This is a genomic window from Caldicellulosiruptor morganii (assembly GCF_026810225.1).
GTDB lineage: Bacteria > Bacillota > Thermoanaerobacteria > Caldicellulosiruptorales > Caldicellulosiruptoraceae > Caldicellulosiruptor > Caldicellulosiruptor morganii.
This window is the reverse complement of the sequence record NZ_CP113865.1, coordinates 1,801,528-1,820,883: the sequence shown is the minus strand read 5'-3', so window position 1 is coordinate 1,820,883 and position 19,356 is coordinate 1,801,528. Positions and strand designations below refer to the sequence as shown.

The window sequence follows — 19,356 nt, the reverse complement described above, 5'->3', positions numbered from 1 at the left end:
TTAGCAGCACCAAACAAGTCTTGGTAGACCACTGCAAACTGGCAGAACCAAAGTTAACCAGTAGCAATTAAATTTCCAGCAGCAAGCCGAAGCTGACATTATCAGCTTCGGCGAAAGTAGCGCTTTTTCAGGCTTCATTGTAGCAGCAATTTAGCTGCTACAGAAACAATGTTTTTATAAGCAGCAGCATTTTAGCTGCTGCCTTTTGTTGTCAAACCACAAGCCAATGATAAAACCAGTAGCAAGCCCAAGCTGATAAAGTCAGCTTGGGCAAAAGCTTTATTGCAGCAGCATTTTTAGCTGCTGCTTTTTTGCAAGCAGTAGCAATAAAAAGCTACTGCTTTTTGTTTAGCAGTAGCAAACCAAAAAAGGAGGCTTTTTGATGAACTCAAAAAAGATAACAATAATCTTTGAAGAAGAAGAGATAAACTCACTTCTTGCTTTTTTCACAATAGCTTTGATAAATTCACCTGTGGATGATGCAGAAATACAACAAATCATCAGCAAGATAGCAAAAGCAGTAGAAACTGAACTTGTGTTCGAAAATGGCAAAATCAAGTACGCAAAGAGAAATGGGAACGTATTTTATCAAAGCAGTCTGTAAAAGCAACAGGAAGGGGGGGGTTAAAACGAATGCTGCAGATAAGCGAAAAAGACAACAGGCTCTTTGACATGATTGTAAAATTCAAAATGGTCCCTTATGATGTAGCCAAATTAATATACGGCAGCACATGGACGACGTATAACAGAATAAGGAAACTTACAAGTAGAAATTACATTCAAAAGGTGAACCATTACATCCTCACCCTTGGTGAGGCAGGTATAGCATACTTAGAAGAGGAAAGAGGAGTAGTATTTGAACCGCTTGCAAAGATGACGGCAGAAGAAGTTCTGTGGCGCTGGCAAAGAGTGTTTGAGATTGGCTCCAGAGAATACATCCTGCCACACTTTTTAAGCTGCTGGGATTTTAAAAGAGAAACCAGAAGCGACAGCACAGAGATGAGCGACAAGAACAAGATACTCGGTGTTGCAAGAGGCTATGGCATATACAGAATCTCAAAGGAAACATCACAAAAGACGCTTTCAGAGTATTTCACCGACATCAAAGAAGCCACAACATTTGGAGTAGAAAAGTTTGTAGTTCTGTGCGATTCAAAAGAAAGGCTTCAGGAGTTTTTAGCTACAGAAGAGAGATTGCAAAACATACCTGCAAAAGAAATATCAGTTCTTTCATACACACAGGCAGGGCTTAAGATCCTCGACTGTATAATCGGCATACCCGACTACAAAGAAAAGCTTTTAAGTTCCCTGCCAGCAGCAAAAACACAGATTACAGTAAAAAATGCACATGGTGATTTTGAAACAGAAGATAGAATAATTCACATAGGCGCAGGTGATATAGCAGCAAAAAGAAGACTCAAAGCCCTAAAGGCAGTAACAGACAAGGCGATAGAGGTAATCACACTCAGAGGACTTGAAGACAGATACAAAGGAGTTGAAGCTAAAATAACAACAGTTGAGCTTTCTGAGTTTTTTAAAGCAGTAGGATACACAAATTCAAAGGAAGGTGAAGCAAGATGAAAAAGAAGCTCCCTGCTTTTGTAACAGCAGTAGCTCTGTTTTACCTTCTCACAGGCTACATCATAGGAATGCTAACAGACCTTTTAAAAATGAACCAGGAAAGCTTTTTCTTCTCACCCGAAAAAGCACCGCAAATCAAAATACAAACAGACCCTGTAAAGGCTCTGCAAAACGTCTTTGCAAACCCTGACATCAAAAAAGCATGGCTCGGGTTCACAACCTTTATCCTAATTGCAGGCATTCTTATGTTACTTCCATACAAAGAAAGAATGAAACTACTGTTCGGCAATCAGGCACCAAAAGACCCAAGGGGGACATACGGAACATCCGACTGGATGACAGAAAAAGAGGCAAGAAAGGTTTTGGGCTTTAACAAGCCAGGGCTTATCCTTGGCAAAATCTCAAACGAGCTTGTAACATTGCCGTTTGACTCAAGATACAACAAGCATGTAATGGTACTTGGTGCAACAGGTGCAGGCAAATCAAGAACGTTCATAATACCAAATGTAATAGCTCTGGCTGAAGCAGGACACAGTATGGTAATCACAGACCCGTCAGGCGAAATACTTGAACACACATACAAATACCTTCTCAAGAAAGGCTACTTTGTAAAAGCTCTCAACCTTGTTGACTTCACTCTTTCTGACCCATGGAACCCGCTTGACGGGATTGAAAACGAAGAAGATGCACAGGTTTTCGCAGATATCGTAATAAAAAACACAGAGACAGGGAGAAAAACAGGAGACCCGTTCTGGGACAGGGCAGAGTTAAACCTCCTCAAAGCTCTGGTTCTCTATGTCAAGGATAAAGATTGTTACGTCCCAGTAGAAAAACAGAACATGGCAAAGGTGTACGACCTGCTTGCATCAAAAGACCCTGCTATGATTGCAAAGCTGTTTGAAAATCTACCCGACGACAAAGCTGCAAAAATGGCATACAACCTGTACTCCCAGGTCAATGAAAAAGTCAAATCAGGAGTTGTGATGGGACTTGGGACAAGACTTCAGCTGTTTCAAAACAGGCTTGTAAGAGACATGACACAGCACAGCGAAATAGATTTGCTTGCTCCAAAGCTTCAGAAAACAGCGTATTTCTGTATCATACCAGACCAGCACTCGGCATACAACTTTATGAGCTCACTTTTTTTCAGTTTCCTTTTTATAAAGCTTGTCAAGCTGCATGACACAACAGATAATAAGGATATACGAAACAGACACGTATACTTTCTCTTGGACGAGTTCTGTAACATTGGTGAAATACCCGACTTCACAAAAAAAATCTCAACAATACGAAAACGCAACCTGCACTGCCAGATAGTCATTCAAAGCATTCCACAGCTTGAAGACAGATACCCCGGCGGGCAGTGGAAGGAGATAATAGGCAACTGTGACACATTTTTGTGCCTCGGCGTGAACGACCCTGACACCGCAGAGTATGTATCTACCTTGCTTGGAATCAAAAGTATACAGACAAGAAGCACATCACACCCGGGTGATTTCAACGCAATCTTTGAAACAGAGAGAATAACCCAATCAGTAGGTAAAAGACTGCTGCTAAACCCGGACGAGGTTAAAAAGTTTGACGCAGACAAGAACATAGTTCTTTTAAGAGGCAAAAACCCGCTTATCACCGAAAAGGTGTTCTTTGACAGGATGAAACAGGCAAAAGAGCTTGAGTTTATAAGCCTTGCAAATTACAAACAGCAACAGCTTTCAAGCTCACAAATACATAAGCAAAGCCATTGCCAGCAGCAAGAGCTGCAACAGGAGTTTTCTTTTGAAGCTCAAGCAAAAGAGCAGGAAGAAAAAGAACAAGCTGTAGCAGCTAAAGAAACAAAAGCCCTGCCAGAAGTTCAAGAAGTTCAAGCAGAAGACAGTGAGCTCTGGTAGGGCTTTTGAAATAAAAAAACAGAAGAAAGGGAGTGATTTTTTATGAAGCAGACAAAAAAAGACGAAGTGAGACGTCTTCTTCAAAAGTCCTACAACTACAAAACTATCTTAACAGGAACTGTAACGGGCAAAAAGAAAGTGGGCGACAAAACATACGGAGTTGTACTGTATCAGGGCACAAGATGTCTTTTGCCACCAGAAGAGGTTGACCTGTCAACAGAGTCAATCAATGACCCGATTGGAGCGCTGCTTGGTGCAACAATTGAGTTTGTTGTAACAGACATCCAAAAAGACAATGTGTTCATTTCCCGCAAAATTGCAAAACAGCTGAGAAGAATCGAATTTGAAAACAACGTAAAAGAAGGACAGATTATCAATGGCAGAGTAATAGGCGTGTCGCCCAAAAATGTGTACGTGGATGCTTTCGGGTACGAATTTGGACTCACTGCAAAGGATGTTGACTACAAATGGATACACGACATGAGAGAAAGATTCAAAGTTGGCGACAGCGTGAAAGCAAAGGTTATATCTAAAAACCCACCTCAGATAAGCATAAAAGAAGCTACTGTAACACCATGGGACAAAGACCCTGACAGATACAAAGTGGGAGAACAATACGTCGGTAAAGTTGTAGCAGTTGCAAACCTTGGAATATTTATCGACCTTATAGAGGATGGGCGGCAGGTTCTCTGTCCACCAATGGGCTTAAAAACACCTGTGATTGGTTCAACAGTGGTTGTGCTTATAAAAGACATCGACAAGCAGCAGAAAAAGATGTGGGGAGACATTGTGAGGGTAATAAGCGAGCCGAGGATATAAAGCAAATAAAAGAAGAAGCCCCGAAGGAATTAAGACCTTCGGGGCTTTTTTTATTTTACAAGAAAAACTTACAAAGGAGGTTTCTAATATGAAGTTAACAAACAAGAACCTTGCTGTCAAGATGGTTCTTGGCGTTCTTGAGAGGCTCTATAGAACAAGAGCTCTCCCACAAACGGTCATTGACGGCAAGGTTTTCATGGTTGCGCCAAGAACCACACTGGGAGAGCTCGTGAAGCTACCTCTCAAGAAAATAGACCGCATTCTATCATTCCTTCAGAAAATGGGGGTGATAGAAAAACGGTGCAAACACTACAATAACAAAAAAACACTCTGCATTTACATTATACCACAAAATGCAAAGTGTTGTATAGGGGTAGTGTGCTCAAAAACAACTGGAAACATCAAGAAGGCGAAATCCCGCACAGCTACTGTATTTCCCCAAAACCGAAGCTGGAAAAACCGTCAAACCCAGATGTCCCAAGCATTTGCCCAAAATCGTGATAATAAAGATAAAGATATTAAAGATATTAAAAAATATAGAGAGAACCTTTCAGGTTCTAATTACCATAAAAAAGAAATAACATCAATTATTAGAAAACTTGAAGAGTCAGATGTATCAAGCTATACACTCTGGAAAGTAAAGAAAGCCTGCTCTGAGGATTCAAAGCTGCTGGAGCAGGTTAAAAAGCTTACTGGTTCTTTCTACTGGCAGGAGAAGGTGCGCTCAAAGGATGGTATTTTGCTTGCTCTTGTGAGCCATCCAGAAGAGTACGATTACTCTAAGTTAAAAAGTCCAGAAACACTTTCGCTGGCCCATGCAGTAAAGCTTGAAGACATAGAAAACTTGTGCCACAAGTATGCCTTTTCGTCCTCTGCAACAAACAAAATACTGAAAAAGGCAAGGAAAAACGAAGAGGAAGCTGACAGAATAATAGAACTTCTTGGCAGCAAATATTTCAAAGAAAATGTACGCAGCAAGGAGAACTATGCCCTGAATGTGCTTTTTACATACAGGACAAACTTCACCCCAGTAGATGTTGAAACTAAAAAAGCCGGCAAAAAGGCTGTAAGAATTCTGGACTTTAGCGACTACAAAAAGCATTACAAGAACTTATCCACAAAAAACATCGCAGCTGTGGAGAAGCTTTCTGAGCTCTGCGATTCATACAATATCCCTGCCTTTTTGAAGAACGCACTGATTAACATTGCTATAAGAACGTACCAGATAAAAGCTGCAATTGAGCTGTTAATGCTGCCATATTTTAAGATCAAGGTACTGAACAAGACTGCGTATCTTATCACGCTTTTGAGGAAGACAAAAGAGCTTGTGTTTGCAAAGATTGTCAACAAGCTCAAAAATCTAAATCCACTTTCCCTGCCAGTAGCAAAGAAAACAGAAAAAGTTCATCATGAGGAAAGGGACAAGAAGGTGTATGTCAGTATGGAGAAGCTCTATAAAGAGGCTTTGCGAAAAGCTGGTGGTATAGAGAGTATTGGCGAAGTTTTGGGTTCTTTGGGGATTCAAACATGTTAGATATCAAAGCTTCAAAGAATTTCTAAGTCCCTGCTTTTTTCATTGAGAAAAGTAAAGCTTTCAGAGGTGTTTTCTATGCCCAGTAGTATTCTTTTCAATATTCCACAGCATACATGTTTAAACTGTGGTGCCTGCTGTGGGTCAGTCTTGGCAACAAAAAGCGAGATTGAAGCAGTCAAAAGAAAAGTCTCAAAATCGACACTCAAAATTTAAAGACATTTTTTTAAGATATGCCTTGAACAAAAATCGTTCAATACAGGGCAAAAGCAACCGATTTCATGATTATTTCAGAAGGGGGGATATAGCAAAACAGCAAAACAGAATCAGGCTTTTGGAGAAGAGGCAAAGAACCAGACACAGAGCCAGTTTGGGGCTCTACACAGAGCCACGTCCGGGCTTTTGGTTTGTCCCTGACCACAGCAAGATGGGAAAAGCTATTTTTGAAGGGACACACCCAACCAATAACGAACATTTGTTCGCTATTGGTTTGAAATCAACCCAAAGGGCAGTTTGCAGTTTTCTGCCTTGGACTGGTGTGAGGATAGCTCAAAAGCCCGGAAACCACATTGCTAAATTCCTTCTGCCAGTAGATTCAAAAACAAAACAAGAAAAGCAAAAAGACAAACGGTATAATGTCAAGGGGGTTTTTTAAAAAAATTTTTTAGATAATTAGGGCAAAAAAGGCAATAGAATACCGAGCCGCTCAGCCTGGAAAAATTTAACTGGCAGCTTGTTTTGAGAAGATTATTAAATTAAGAAATGGGATTAACTAAGTATTGTAAACATCACCTCTTTCTTGATATATTTGACCTTTGCTGAGCATTGCAAAGATCAGAGGAATTAATCGTCTTGCGGTGAGGACGAGGGCACGTTTATGCTGATGTTTGGTAACCTCTGAGAACTTCTTGTTGTAGAAGGCTTTATAACGGACTGTGTGCACCCTAACACAGTTAGCAGCCTCAACAAGATAGTATCTCAGGTATTGGTTACCACACTTAGCCAATGAGGTTTCCTGGGCATTGAAATTGCCTGATTGGTATTGAGTCCAAACAAGGCCGGAGTATTTAGCTAAAGCAGCTTCATTTTTGAAGCGCTTGATATCACCGATTTCAGCGATGATGCCGGCTGCAAGAACATCTCCTATGCCAGGGATGGTGGTCAAGGTTTGGGAGAAAGCTTTAAGAAGTTTTGAGATTTCTTTGTCGAGTTTTTTAAGTTGTTCTTGCATAAATCTAATGTTTTCAAGAGTCATAGACAAAGCTAAGTCATTTGCCTCAGCCAACAGAGGATGTAATCTGTATGAACGATTAGCAGCGGTTTTAAGTATTTCAGCGATTTTATTGACATCTGATAATCTGTTGTTGCCGTTGTCAGATACAAATTTAATTAAATCTTCTAAAGGCATGGAAGCAATATCATCTGGGGTGAAGTTTTCGATGATAGCGCAAGATGCCTTACCGAAGATATCAGAAAATGGGCAGTCTTGAGAATAAGTGGAGAATTTAAGGTATATGAGATTGAGAGCTCTGTTTTTTTCGCGAGTTAGATTATGAACAAGGTGATAGCGCATTCTGGTAAGGCGTTGTAGTGCAGCATATTTGAAGTCAGGCAAAGGTGTTGGATTTAGCTTACTGAACCTGACGCATTCAGCAATAACGACAGCGTCGATGTTATCTGTTTTAGGCAAGAAAGTGTAGATCTTTTTAAATCCTTTGACGATGCTTGGGTTGAGCACGTAAAAGGTTGGTTTGTAAGGTAGTAATTCAGAAGAGGAAGCAAGATACAAATGCAGATGCCAACCGTAATGTGAAGTTGCTTCCATGCCGAATTTAACGTAGGACAGATTATACTGGCTGAGGCAGTCAATGACTCTTTTGATTAATTCATTAGCACCTTCTTGATCGTTAGGCAAGGAAAAGGGTTTTTTAATCAAGTGATTTCCGGCATCATCGATGAAGAAGATAGAATTTGACTGACTACTGATATCAATGCCCACGATTAAAGTATTTGGCAATTTAAAGGCCTCCTTTCTAAAGTGTGTGGTGTTAGAAAAAAGTTTTGCCCTTTATCCCTGGGGATTACATGTAATGCAGCCTCGCCGATATTAGAGCTACGGAGCAGTTTACAGGGTGCACACATCTGACATGCTCAAATCAGATGTGGTAAACTGACCGTGCACAGCAAACGAGTAAACATTACTCATGTAATCCTTTGGGGTTCAGTCTTTCTCAAGCTGTGGCGTGCAGATATCAAAGCACGTCCAGCAGGAGGTGGCAAAAAATATCCAAATAAACTAAATCAGGCTTAAACTTTTTCTGATATTAGTTTACCAGAGATAAAGGGCAAATTTAAACTGTAGCAGTCAATTTTAATATTCAATTTTTTAAGAAGTGAATGTGTTAAGAAAAGCTTTGTTATCAAGGTCAGTTTCCAGTAATCAATTGGTACTAATAATTTAATGTACCAATTGAGATATGAAGTTTTAAGTGATTTGATAATCATATTATACGAGGGGAGGGTTTAAAAATGAAATTACTATTTGTGTTTTCAAACCATCCTGCTGGTGTAGAGTTTTTCAGAGGGATATACAAGGAAAAGGACAAAATACCAGCAAGCATAACTACTGGGACAACATCTGCAGTTATTGAGAGATTGTTTTTGGAAGATGGCATAGAGGCTCAGAGGTTCGATACAGAAGAGCAACTTGTAGAGTTTATCAGGGATAGCAAACCTCATGTTGTGATGGTGGACGGAGCTGTTAATGCTACCTGCCACAGGGTAACAGAAACAGCAAAACAGTTGGGATTAATAACAGTAGGGATGCTGGACTTCTTTGGCGGGTACAGAAAGCGATTTGCAGTGGAACCTGACTACATCATAGTCCCGAATGAATATATCCGTCAGGAAATGCTACAAGAAGGTTTCCAAGAAGAAAAACTCCTGCCATTTGGTAATCCGTTCTTTGAGGAAATGCTGACGTACACCCCCGTATTCAGAACAGAGTTTGAGAAGTATATTGAAAAAGGCAAGAAGAATATTCTTTTTGTGTCGCAATGCTTCAAAGAGGACGGCTATGGAATAACACAGGAAGAGATATTTGCAAAGTACATTTTAAGCAGAGCAGACAGCAACACAAACATAATTGTCAAACCACATCCAAGAGAGGATGCATCATGGGTTTCAAAGTATCCTGTTAAGGTGTTCTCAGAAGCAAAGAACAGTTATGTATATGACTTCATAAACTACTGCGACCTTGTTGTGGGAGTCAATTCGACACTGTTGTACGTGTGCTATATAAGGGGCATACCATTCGAACCTGTCAAGGTGGAGGGACTGTTGGAGATTGACTACACAAACCCGCTTATAAAACCTTATCGTCAGCCAGTAGAGAAGATAATTAAGTTTTTGCAAAAAGTTTTAGAAAAATGACAAACAAAAGAGGTCAAAGAGATATCCAACTGAAAAAGTGCGCAATATATCCTGTTAGACCTTTAATTTGTAGGCTTTTTGGAGTTGTTAAGGGGATGGAGTGCAAATATGGCAACAGCTATGAATTAGACGGTGAAAGGTTCCTAAGTCCTCATGAAGAGTATTTTTTTCTTCCAAACTTTTTAAAAGAAAGATAATTGTTTATTTTAGCTCTTGCAAAACAAACAAAAACCTGCTACAATATAATTAAAATATTTGCCATAAATGTTGCTTTTAGGTGTTTATAAAGAATGTCAAACTTTTTACAAAAGTAAAAGAGAATCAGGTTTAATACCAACAAATGTTCGCTATTTATAACAGAATCAAGCCAATTCAAACTTTTTCAAAACCATGGCCAGTGGCAGGGTAGCTTGAAAGCTCACGGCGGGCTTTGGCATGTAGCTAAAAGACAGACAGCTACTGGGGTAGCAAGACAGCAGTCAAACCCGAGAAAAGCTTTCGAGCTACCATTCAAGATAGGAAAATTCAGTTTGGCAGGGGAAAGACGCTGTAAACGATTATACAAAAGACCCAGCCAGAAGAGTTAACAATAAAATATAACAGGACTCTGGTCTAATCATTCCCAGAGTCCTGGTCTTATAAGTTTTCGAAACTTTTTTTAAATACATCTTTGCCATACTTTTTCTTTCGCTTTTCAGCAACTTTGTAACAGTAGTCATCCTCTCTTGGCAACACCGCAACAATATTCATTATCTTCTGAGAGGGAACAAGGGCATAAATAACTCTTATGCCAACATCTTTGAATTTAATTTTGAAAAAGCCTGTTAAATTGGTAGATTGTTTGCTGCCAAGTGGTTTGCCGTATCCACCTTCACTTTGTGGAAGTGGATTTTTGCTAACCTTCCGTATACCAGCTAAAACTATCTTTTGAATTTGTTTATCAAGTTTAAAAAGTTCCTTTTTTGCTTCTGGCAGAAAAGTTATTTGCCACATCCTATTCTATCTCCACCGACTCTGCCAATTTATCAATTTCTTCCATCGAAAACCCAGCTTCCTTAACAACTTCTTCGAATGTTGAACAGTTTTCTTGCTTCAAATTTTCAGTTCTCTTAAGTGCCAGTTTAAGCAATTTATAATCTTCCTGAACTTGAATAAGTTCATCATAGACATCAATTGGCACTATAATTGCTTGAGGTTTATTGTTCTTAATGACCAAAAAATTCTTTTTCTTTTTTGCCACCTCATCGATAATTTTAGAAGCTTTCCCACGTGAAAGTTCACTCACAGAAATCATTTGGGAAACCAGCTCTTTTAAACTGCTGAGTTGTCTACTTCTTTGCAGATTTGCATTGGACATTTAAAGCATCCCACCTTGTATACGTCTTTTATCTCAATTATATAATTTTTCAATAACAATTTCAATAAGATATTCATGAAAATTTTCATAATATAAGAAGGGAACAAAAAAGTTGTTGCAGTTTTAAAACCACAGTGGTATAATATACTCAAGAAAATGATTGCCAGAAGTGTATTAATTAGGTGTTTATAAAGAATGTCAAATTTTTTACAAGAGTAAAAAGCGGCAGAGAGTAAAACGCAAAAAAGTAGCGAAAAGAAGAGGAGTAAAGCCACGATTTGGTTTTAAAGGTAGCTTATTCAAAGCTGCCTGTCAAGTCGTGGCTTTTTGTATTTGTAAGAGCTTTAAATTTTGTGTAGCTTTTTCAAAAATCATGGTATAACTATATTGAGAAAAAACTTTAGCAAAAAGGAGTTGATTTAGTCATGAGAAAGCTTTTGAGCTTTTTAGCTATCATAAGCTTGCTTTTGAGCTTTGCCTTCCCAGTAGCACATGCAGGGACAATTTCCAAAACAGTGCAGACAGTATCAAACAAAGTCCAATACATCACAGCGAATGAGTTTGTCACATCGCTTTTGATGGCTGCAAAAGTCAAACCAAATGGCATTGCTGACTACTGGACAAAGGCAGTACAGATGGGTTTGATACCAGCAGAGGTTAAAAAGGACAGGGGACTGACAAGAGCTCAGGCAAGCTATATTGTGTGGAAGTTAATTAACGCTGTGCCAGAGCTGAGGGATAAGAATATACCAGTAAAGACAGTTGTGCTCTCACCAGTAGATTACACATTCTGGAGTGGTGGAGATCCTACACATAATTTCAGAGGTGCATATGTTGCATGGGGACCAGGAGACCCTGGGTATGGTATGGATTATACGAGATTTAATTCAAGGTATGCGGTTATAACATATGACCTTGTTGTGATTGATAAGTATTACAAAGATGGTACAGTTAAGACAGTGCATGTATGGAATAGGCTCAAAGATTATTTCCTGCCACTTGATTGGTGGAAAGTTTTACAGAGATTCATGAAAGAGAATCCTGATAAAGTTAAGTTTGATTTGCCTTCAGAAAGGTTGAAAGCGCAGGTTTGGGTATTAGGACATAAGAATTATCTTGCAAGAGAAAATATAACAAATAATGTTTTTGCTGTACCAGGAAATGTAAATAGGAAACTGTATAGTTTGTTTTATATTCCTAAAGATTTTCCACGTAGTTTTGGAGAAGGTTATTCATTTTTTACTTTAAAGTTTCATATGTCCCCTCAAATAGATAAAATGAATTATCCGGATGGTAAACCATTATACTGGCAGATATTTTTGCTACATTTTAAATTTGGCTTGTACAAGAGTGAAAATATATATGATTGGCAATGGACAGTAGAATTAAATCCAGTTACAAATGAGGCACTCAATAGGTGGCTTATGAAACTGCCAAGAAAATTCCCACTGGATTATACAAGGTTCAAATACATTTGTATTGACTTTGACAAAATTCCGAAACTGTATCAAGAGCCGTTATTGAGACTTGCAGACCTTGGCATAATACAGCCAGAGGCTAATGTATCTCCGAGTATTTTCAAGGACAGAAAGAAGTTTATAACGATTTATAACACCATAACATGGCAGATGAACAGACCAATACTGAAAGATGTGCCTGATATAAAATTCAATGCAGGTAAGCTTTTGACAAGAGCAGAAGCGGTGGATATTATAACGAAGGTGTTTGATGAGAGTAAGAGAGTGGTATTTGATGAGATGACTTTTAAAACTGATACAATTGATGATTATGGATATAACTATGGATTCCAAAAAAGAACAGGAGATATTCCAGACTGGGCATGTGATGTGTTGTATTATCATACAGGCAAAACTATCACATACCGTATAGATGAAATCTGGCAGTTGTTATACTGTAAGCACAAAATTAAAACAGAGGGAGTCTTAATGCCTTCTATTGGTACACAACCAATTGGCATAGTATTTGACGGGGGCTACGGTGGACTTGGGACAACAGCAGGTTCGGTATCTTTATATGATGGGACTTTATGGTAATATTATAATGGAGGTGTTCTAAATGCTTATGTTTAAAAGCAAGGGTAGAAACAAATCCCTTGCTTTGTTTTTGATAGCAGTTTTTATGCTGGAGATAGTAGTTCAGTTTGTGCCTTTAATAAGAGCTTATGCTATTGATTACAGCGCAGTAGCAAATAATTATTATGAAGGCGGCTTTGACAGTTATAATGGTATAACAAGAGATGATGTTATAAGAGACATTTTCAATAATAAAGCAAATGTTTATATAAATAATCAAAATGGCACATTCTATTTGAATACCGAATATGCAATAGACTACAGAAGAGCAGTATACGGTTTGCCTGGCAATGTTCCTGGCAATCCATATGGTGCAACCAAGGTAAGTTATAGTGCAAATCCTTGGAAACCATCTTCGGTTGGCTATTGGTGGATAAAGGAATATACACCTAATGTCGCAACACTTGTTCCACCTAATACTTCTGGAGCAACAAGGGTTATATTTCAATATGATGGATATGGTATGGATAAGAAACCCTATCAAAATCCTTACTGGACTATCAATGGTGACGATAACCTGAAATGGTCTGATTTGACAAGTTCTAACCTTGCATCAAGAAACGATAATGATGTTAAATCGCAATATGCAAGTTTAGTAGCACAGGACAAAAGTGAGAATTTAACCACGACAATTAAAGATAAGATGTACAACGATTATATAAGAGGGAATAGGGTTCTCAGTATAATCAGTTCAAATAAGGATTTAAATGGGCATTATATAAATGACTTATCATGGCTCACGAAAGATATGCTATTCAGTAAAGGAGTGGTAATAGGTTCACCAGGAGAAGGGTACTTACAGGTGATATTGTTTTTTAGAAAGAATGGTGTTGTAGCACCAGTAAAATTTACAGGAGCAATCAACAAGTTTATGATACCAAATAGTAACTTGGAAGCATACAGTATTTCTTACGGGAGTCCAAACTTACCTAAAACATCAGATGGTTCAGCATTTTTGTTTGACCCTGCCAAGAATTCAACAGCAAATATAAATTTAACTGTGAAAGGTGTATTTCACGATTTAGAAGGTGTTCCACAATCATACAGGGATATTTATAAGTCATTCTTTTTTACACGTGATGAAGCACAGTACTATACAGTTATAAACTATTTTAAAATCAATGGTGTGGATTACACAGACCAGCTTGTATATAGAGGTATAACCGGTGAGAATAGGTACAGAAAGGGTGAGATGAGAGGTAATGAAAGTAACAATGATAAGGTAGTATTTACTAGTAAATCTACTGATTACAATATTCAAATTCCCGCGAATCTTTTACAACCAGGTGAAAATACGATAACTGTTAGTGCTAAGGTTAGAGTGTTTTTTACGGCGGGTTATCATATGGATGCGTATAACTCTGCATCACAGACGATAAAGATAATAGTGCAACCTAAGTTATCAGCGCCAACTCTGCAACTTTCAGTAACGCCTTCACAGAGCACTGTTTCAATTTCAAATGGTCAGTATGTACCATCTACAATTCAGCACAAAGTACAACCAGCAAAAGTTAGCAACATTACTGTCCCAGCAGGCTGGAAACTTGTCAGACTTGATTTTATAATTGATAAGGATGTGAACAGAGTCCAGAGTGCTACAACACCTGACTACAGCGAATCCTACAATACAACCGCTACAACCATCACAAGTTTTACTCAGAGTAAGACGTTTAATTACAATACAACGTATATTCAGCCAAATCAGACAGGAACACCAGCATACTATGGCAAGGTCAGATACGTTGTTAAAGGCCCAAGTGGTAATTTGCACAATTCAGACTGGTCAGGGACAGCATCAACAAGTGCTACCGTAAAAGTAATACCCAAGGATGGCTCACCAGTTCTTGCCGCAGCAAGTAGTGATAAGATACGCCTTGATTCAGCTGGCAATCCCAAAACTTACACAGTTAAAATCAATGTATCTGCACAAATAGATGAGGTAGGTTCAAAAACAATACAAAGGTGGGTTTTTGTTGCTATCCATAAACAGAATCAGAATGAAAAAGCTACACAAACTGTTACGACAACCAGTAGAAGTGCCAGCACAACATTGCAGGTTAATATAGCAACAAGCTCCAGTAGGACATCAGAGGATTTTGATGTATCAGGAACGTTATACTTTACAGATGGGTCGCAAAAGAAAACAAACACAGTGACTGTTTCAGTCCCAGTAGAAAGTAACGGTGCAGGTATTGACCTTACACTTACTGCTGATAAGACACTACTGTCTGGAAAACCTGGAGATGTTAAAAGTGTTACAATTACAGCAAATTCAACTATTACAGCAACAGGCTCTATAACAGACCACAGGGTATGGATAAGGGCAGACTATGAACAATCGCCTTCACCAACTGCAAGCGGTACACAACAAACACTAACTGCTAAACGAACATTTACGTATGTGCTCAAGAAAGATATGAACGGGAAAGATCTAATATTCGTTGCTCGTTCCAAAGCAACTGTAGGTACTAATTCACTGGATAGTGGACAAAAAACAGTAAAAGTCAGGGTTGTTGTGACAGATGATACTAATCAAGTACCTGACAACCAAACTGTACCTGAAGACCAACCAATTATGCCTGTTGAAGAACCTCCAAATAACCCACCAACAGCGACACTGCAGGCAATACCAGGTGTTATTGCACAGGGAGACGATGCATTCCTTGTTGCAACCGCTTCTGATACAGACAAAGATGATAGCGCAACGATTACAGCTATTACAGCCAGTGGAGGTAATGTTGAAGGTTTTGCCCAGAGTAAGAACCAGGCTAGTGCAATATTCTGGAGCGACGAAACAGGAGCATATACTGCTACAGCGGTTGCAACAGATACTAAAGGCGCTACTGGAACAGCACAGACAAGTATAACAGTTATTCCAGCCATACCACGACCTGTTTGCTATATTTCAGGAGCACTAAAGGAAAATAGAAAAGTTGTACTGGATGCTTCAGGTTCATATGCAGGTTCAAAGCGTGCAACAATTAACTGGAGCACAGCACGATGGAAGATAACTCCTGTTGATAGCAATATTCCAGCAAACTCAATCAAAGTGGTGGAGAGTTTAACAGGTTCACAGAAACTGAACTGCTTGTTCAAGACAGCAGGTAGATATAGAGTTGATTTGACCATTACAAACAACTATGGCAACAGTGCAACCGGAACATGGTATTTGGATATAAAACCTGATGAGAAACCTGTTGTCAGTTTCACAACACCAACGAAGATACTGCGTGACCCATTGGATAGTTCCCAAGCGTCTATACAGATTACAAGCAACAGTTACAGCCCAGACAATGATACAATAGTCAAACATGTATGGTTCTATGCATGGGATTCCAATAACGATGGAAACTTCGACAACGAAACATGGTATGTCAGGAAAGCAGATGGTACATGGCAGGCAATAGGTGATTATAATGCGGTAAAGAGTTTTGACATAGAGACATTTGATAGTGGTAACAATTCAACCATCACATTTAAGACAAACAATGTAGGTAAATACAAGATTGAACTTGCAGTCAGAGAAGAATTTGGGCAGGAAACAATAGACCAGTTTGTAACTGCCTATGACAGAAAAAGAGATAATTCGATAAACAACATTGAAGACGACATGAAGACTATAGAAGTTCTCAATGTTGCACCTTTTGCAACACTAAGTTCTAGTAAGGTTACCAAGAAAACATTGAATATAACAGTCAAAACTAACTATCCACGGAACAGTACACAATATGCCCAGATAGTAGCAAAACTAAATAACTTAAAGGCAGACTTATATAGCTATGGTATAAATTTAAGATACGGCATAGATATTGCTACCAGAACTGCTGGGAAGTATCAATATACTATTCCAGGTGGCACAGTAACTAAGTATTTGTATCAAGGGGGTATTAGTTATAGTATTAATTTTAGTTCTCAAGACAGTAACGGGAAAACGTGGACTCATAAAATAGAGTATCTTTCTTTTAAGGATAGTAGTAAGTATGATAGTTATCAGGGAGATAAAGTATATAGCAGCTTTCTTGATTATGCTAGAGGGATTTCTGTATCATTTGTGGGGGTAGATGTAATTACAGAACAATATTCACCAAGTAATGGTGATGGTACTTCATACACATATCGTGTACATTATAAAGAAAACGGGCAAGAATTTACAAGTACCATTAGTGGATGGTTTTCAGGATGGAGGACTTCAGGGTTTAATAGTTCATCTTCGTCGACCGCACCTTATATGTATTATTCTGGAACAACTCAGGATATTACGCTACCACAAACAGTAAATACTGATATTATTGCTGTTAATAACAGTATATTAACACCTACAAGTGGTGGGGATGACAACGTAAGTATCTTTATTACTGATTCTACCTCCACAGATTATTCGCAGTCATTTGATAAGGTTTATCCATTCGCCAGTTTAGATAATGATTATTTGAAGTTATTAATTGATTACAACGTAAAAACATACATTATAGCTCCATCTGCTGTTTTTGATTTAAATGTAAAGAATGTTGCAAATTGCTATAATACTATTCAAAAATACACATTACGTCAACTTGCTAATGCAACAGATGGTAAACTTTACGACTCAGCAGGCAATGCAATAGCACAATTAGACCAAGCATTAAACGATATCAAAGAAAAATACACCAACCCTCAGCTCACACCTGACCCGGTATATATCCTTACTAATGAGGAACAACTTATTTACTACCCATACTGGGAAGACTATGAGAACGACGTTATTATCGATCAGAGATGGCACTATGAGCATGATGAGACGGTATTTGATAACAACCTTGGCAAAGCAGAATTTGATGGTACCTGGCTAAATGCTCCGATTGAGGTATTCACAAAACCGGGCAAGTACTATGTAACATTCCAGGTACAGGACAATCCACCACCCCGCACAAGTGATTTTGATGAGTACAAGCTCTGGAGCAAACTGGAGCGACAAATGATACTGTACGTTCACAGAAGACCAGTAGCAGACTTCACGGCAGTGTATAATAAATCTACTGGGAAGGTAACAATCACTGATAAAAGCTACGACCCTGACCATCAGTATAATAGAAGCGACAAGGGTATAATTGCTTGGAAGTGGCAATACAAGACAACAGATGATGCAAACTGGACAGATACAACACTTACTAATTTACAGAACATGACACTGCAAAGTGGCAAGGTATACCTCATCAAGCTTGAAGTTCAGGACTGTGATGGACCAAATGGTGTCGGTGTATGGTCAAAACCAAAGATTGCAATGATAGATTTGAGTGTTGCTAACCGCCCACCAGTGGCAAATTTCATAGTTGATAGCGAGATACTCAAAGGCAACCAACCAAGCAATCTAACTGATAAGAGCTACGACCCTGATGGAGACACAATCACAGCATGGCACTGGTGGATTTACAACTCAGATGGTAGAACCAACAAAGACTTTGGAGAAACCACAAGTAACAATATAACTACTGTCAAAAATTACATTGCAACAATGTCAGAGGGTAGTTACAAACTATCATTGCAGGTTAAAGACTCTGCAGGAAACTATTCAGCAGTTACAACAAAACAGTTCAGGATATACTCACCCAGCAAAGACACAACACCTGAACTTACAAACAATCCACCTACAGGCACGTTCACAATGACAATCACCGACCACAGGACAAGGCTAAAACCGTCAACCACTTACTCTGACCCTGATAGTGACCCCAAGAATGCTGAGCAGTGGTATATCAAATTCAACGGGCAAACAAAGTATTATAACAAATTACCGAACACATTAGAAGAAGCTGGCTACACCTATGACGGCACATATGAAGTAGGATACAGGGTACAGGACAATCCTACTGGCAGGTCACCATCACTCAAACCGCTCTGGAGCAACTGGTATGTACAGACGTACTATATCAGCACAGACATCACAATCCAGGCATGGACAGAGAAATTTGCGAAACGTGCAAGGAACATGACCGAAGTTCCATCTATTGTGAAAAATACAATCAAAACAAGCGACTTTAAGCTTGGCGAAGGTATTATCGTAAAAGCAAAAACTTTCGGGTACGTTGAGAAGATTGAAGTATGGTTTGACAGAGTTGATACAAGAACACCCAGGGAAGGTAAAACAACTAAAATTATTGAGGGTTACTGGGAGTGCTCACTTAAAAATGGAACCATGACATTGACTGACCTGCACACGATTCTGTACCCGGAAGAGACCATAAAGAATCGTGAAATTTCGTATGAGGCTGTGAAAGGCAAAAAACCGCTACCAGCACCTGTATTTTCTACAGTACCATATTCAATGAGCTGGAGCAGTGATATCTTCGACCCAAAACTTCAGCCAAAGTTTATTATTTCAAACAACAACTCGTATGTTAAGGAGAAATGGCCTGATAGATACAGAGATTTATGGGACGGACTGTACAAATGGAGTGACTGGCCGCTTGGCAACAGGTTCAGCTATGCAAAAGCCATGGAAATTTATGGACGTCCACCATACCTGATAAAAGGCGATGTTCTGCGCATCAAGCTCAGAGCATACAGGAAAAACGCAGATGGCAGCTACACAACAAAAGAAATTGACCTGCCAGTAAATATTGTGGGTTCAATTGAGATAGGCACAGGGGAGATAAACTAATCCCCTGTGCTTTTTTT

General features: G+C 39.0%; 14 protein-coding genes. 11 read left to right on the top strand and 3 right to left on the bottom strand.

The genetic code is table 11. The annotated features are described in order from the left end of the window. Window positions 1–382 precede the first annotated feature (382 nt). From OTK00_RS09115 to OTK00_RS09085, 7 genes are all read left to right on the top strand, one after another. The gene (locus tag OTK00_RS09115; protein WP_045169964.1) at window positions 383–604 is read left to right on the top strand and encodes a hypothetical protein; all 222 of its coding nucleotides are present in this window, start codon (window positions 383–385) and stop codon (window positions 602–604) included. Between the two features lie 29 nt (window positions 605–633). Next, entirely contained in the window at window positions 634–1,581 is a 948-nt protein-coding gene (locus tag OTK00_RS09110; protein ID WP_045169963.1) for a hypothetical protein, read from the top strand. After that, window positions 1,578–3,470 (top strand): VirD4-like conjugal transfer protein, CD1115 family, encoded by a 1,893-nt coding sequence (locus OTK00_RS09105; RefSeq protein WP_045169962.1) that lies wholly within the window; start codon window positions 1,578–1,580, stop codon window positions 3,468–3,470. The genes OTK00_RS09110 and OTK00_RS09105 overlap by 4 nt, the downstream gene beginning before the upstream one ends. Before the next feature lie 42 nt (window positions 3,471–3,512). After that, complete coding sequence (locus OTK00_RS09100) at window positions 3,513–4,289, top strand: S1 RNA-binding domain-containing protein (protein ID WP_045169961.1); 777 nt, start codon at window positions 3,513–3,515, stop codon at window positions 4,287–4,289. An 88-nt stretch (window positions 4,290–4,377) separates the two neighbouring features. Next, window positions 4,378–5,823, top strand: a complete 1,446-nt coding sequence (locus OTK00_RS09095) for a hypothetical protein (RefSeq protein ID WP_045169960.1) — start codon at window positions 4,378–4,380, stop codon at window positions 5,821–5,823. A 42-nt stretch (window positions 5,824–5,865) separates the two neighbouring features. Next, window positions 5,866–6,036, top strand: a complete 171-nt coding sequence (locus OTK00_RS09090) for a hypothetical protein (protein ID WP_268760772.1) — start codon at window positions 5,866–5,868, stop codon at window positions 6,034–6,036. 211 nt (window positions 6,037–6,247) lie between these two features. After that, entirely contained in the window at window positions 6,248–6,475 is a 228-nt protein-coding gene (locus tag OTK00_RS09085; RefSeq protein WP_268760771.1) for a hypothetical protein, read from the top strand. Window positions 6,476–6,592: 117 nt separating this feature from the next. On the opposite strand, the gene OTK00_RS09080 is transcribed toward OTK00_RS09085, so the two are convergent. Then, complete coding sequence (locus OTK00_RS09080) at window positions 6,593–7,837, bottom strand: IS110 family RNA-guided transposase (protein ID WP_045168518.1); 1,245 nt, start codon at window positions 7,835–7,837, stop codon at window positions 6,593–6,595. 512 nt (window positions 7,838–8,349) lie between these two features. Between OTK00_RS09080 and OTK00_RS09075 the strand changes: the two genes are divergently transcribed. Further along, window positions 8,350–9,252 (top strand): polysialyltransferase family glycosyltransferase, encoded by a 903-nt coding sequence (locus OTK00_RS09075; protein ID WP_045169958.1) that lies wholly within the window; start codon window positions 8,350–8,352, stop codon window positions 9,250–9,252. Further along, window positions 9,249–9,449, top strand: coding sequence for a hypothetical protein (locus OTK00_RS09070; protein WP_045169957.1), 201 nt, complete (start codon window positions 9,249–9,251; stop codon window positions 9,447–9,449). Before OTK00_RS09075 ends, OTK00_RS09070 begins: the two co-directional genes overlap by 4 nt. Before the next feature lie 439 nt (window positions 9,450–9,888). Here the strand turns inward: OTK00_RS09070 and OTK00_RS09065 are convergent, their stop codons facing one another. Together OTK00_RS09065 and OTK00_RS09060 are read right to left on the bottom strand one after the other, a co-directional pair. Then, a complete protein-coding gene (locus tag OTK00_RS09065) occupies window positions 9,889–10,245 on the bottom strand; it encodes a type II toxin-antitoxin system RelE family toxin (protein ID WP_045169956.1) in 357 nt (118 codons plus the stop codon). Between the two features lies 1 nt (window position 10,246). Further along, window positions 10,247–10,609 (bottom strand): type II toxin-antitoxin system Phd/YefM family antitoxin, encoded by a 363-nt coding sequence (locus OTK00_RS09060; protein WP_045169955.1) that lies wholly within the window; start codon window positions 10,607–10,609, stop codon window positions 10,247–10,249. 425 nt (window positions 10,610–11,034) lie between these two features. Between OTK00_RS09060 and OTK00_RS09055 the strand changes: the two genes are divergently transcribed. Beyond that, window positions 11,035–12,663, top strand: a complete 1,629-nt coding sequence (locus OTK00_RS09055; RefSeq protein ID WP_045169954.1) for a hypothetical protein — start codon at window positions 11,035–11,037, stop codon at window positions 12,661–12,663. Window positions 12,664–12,691: 28 nt separating this feature from the next. After that, complete coding sequence (locus OTK00_RS09050) at window positions 12,692–19,339, top strand: hypothetical protein (RefSeq protein WP_268760770.1); 6,648 nt, start codon at window positions 12,692–12,694, stop codon at window positions 19,337–19,339. The last annotated feature ends 17 nt before the right edge of the window (window positions 19,340–19,356 follow it).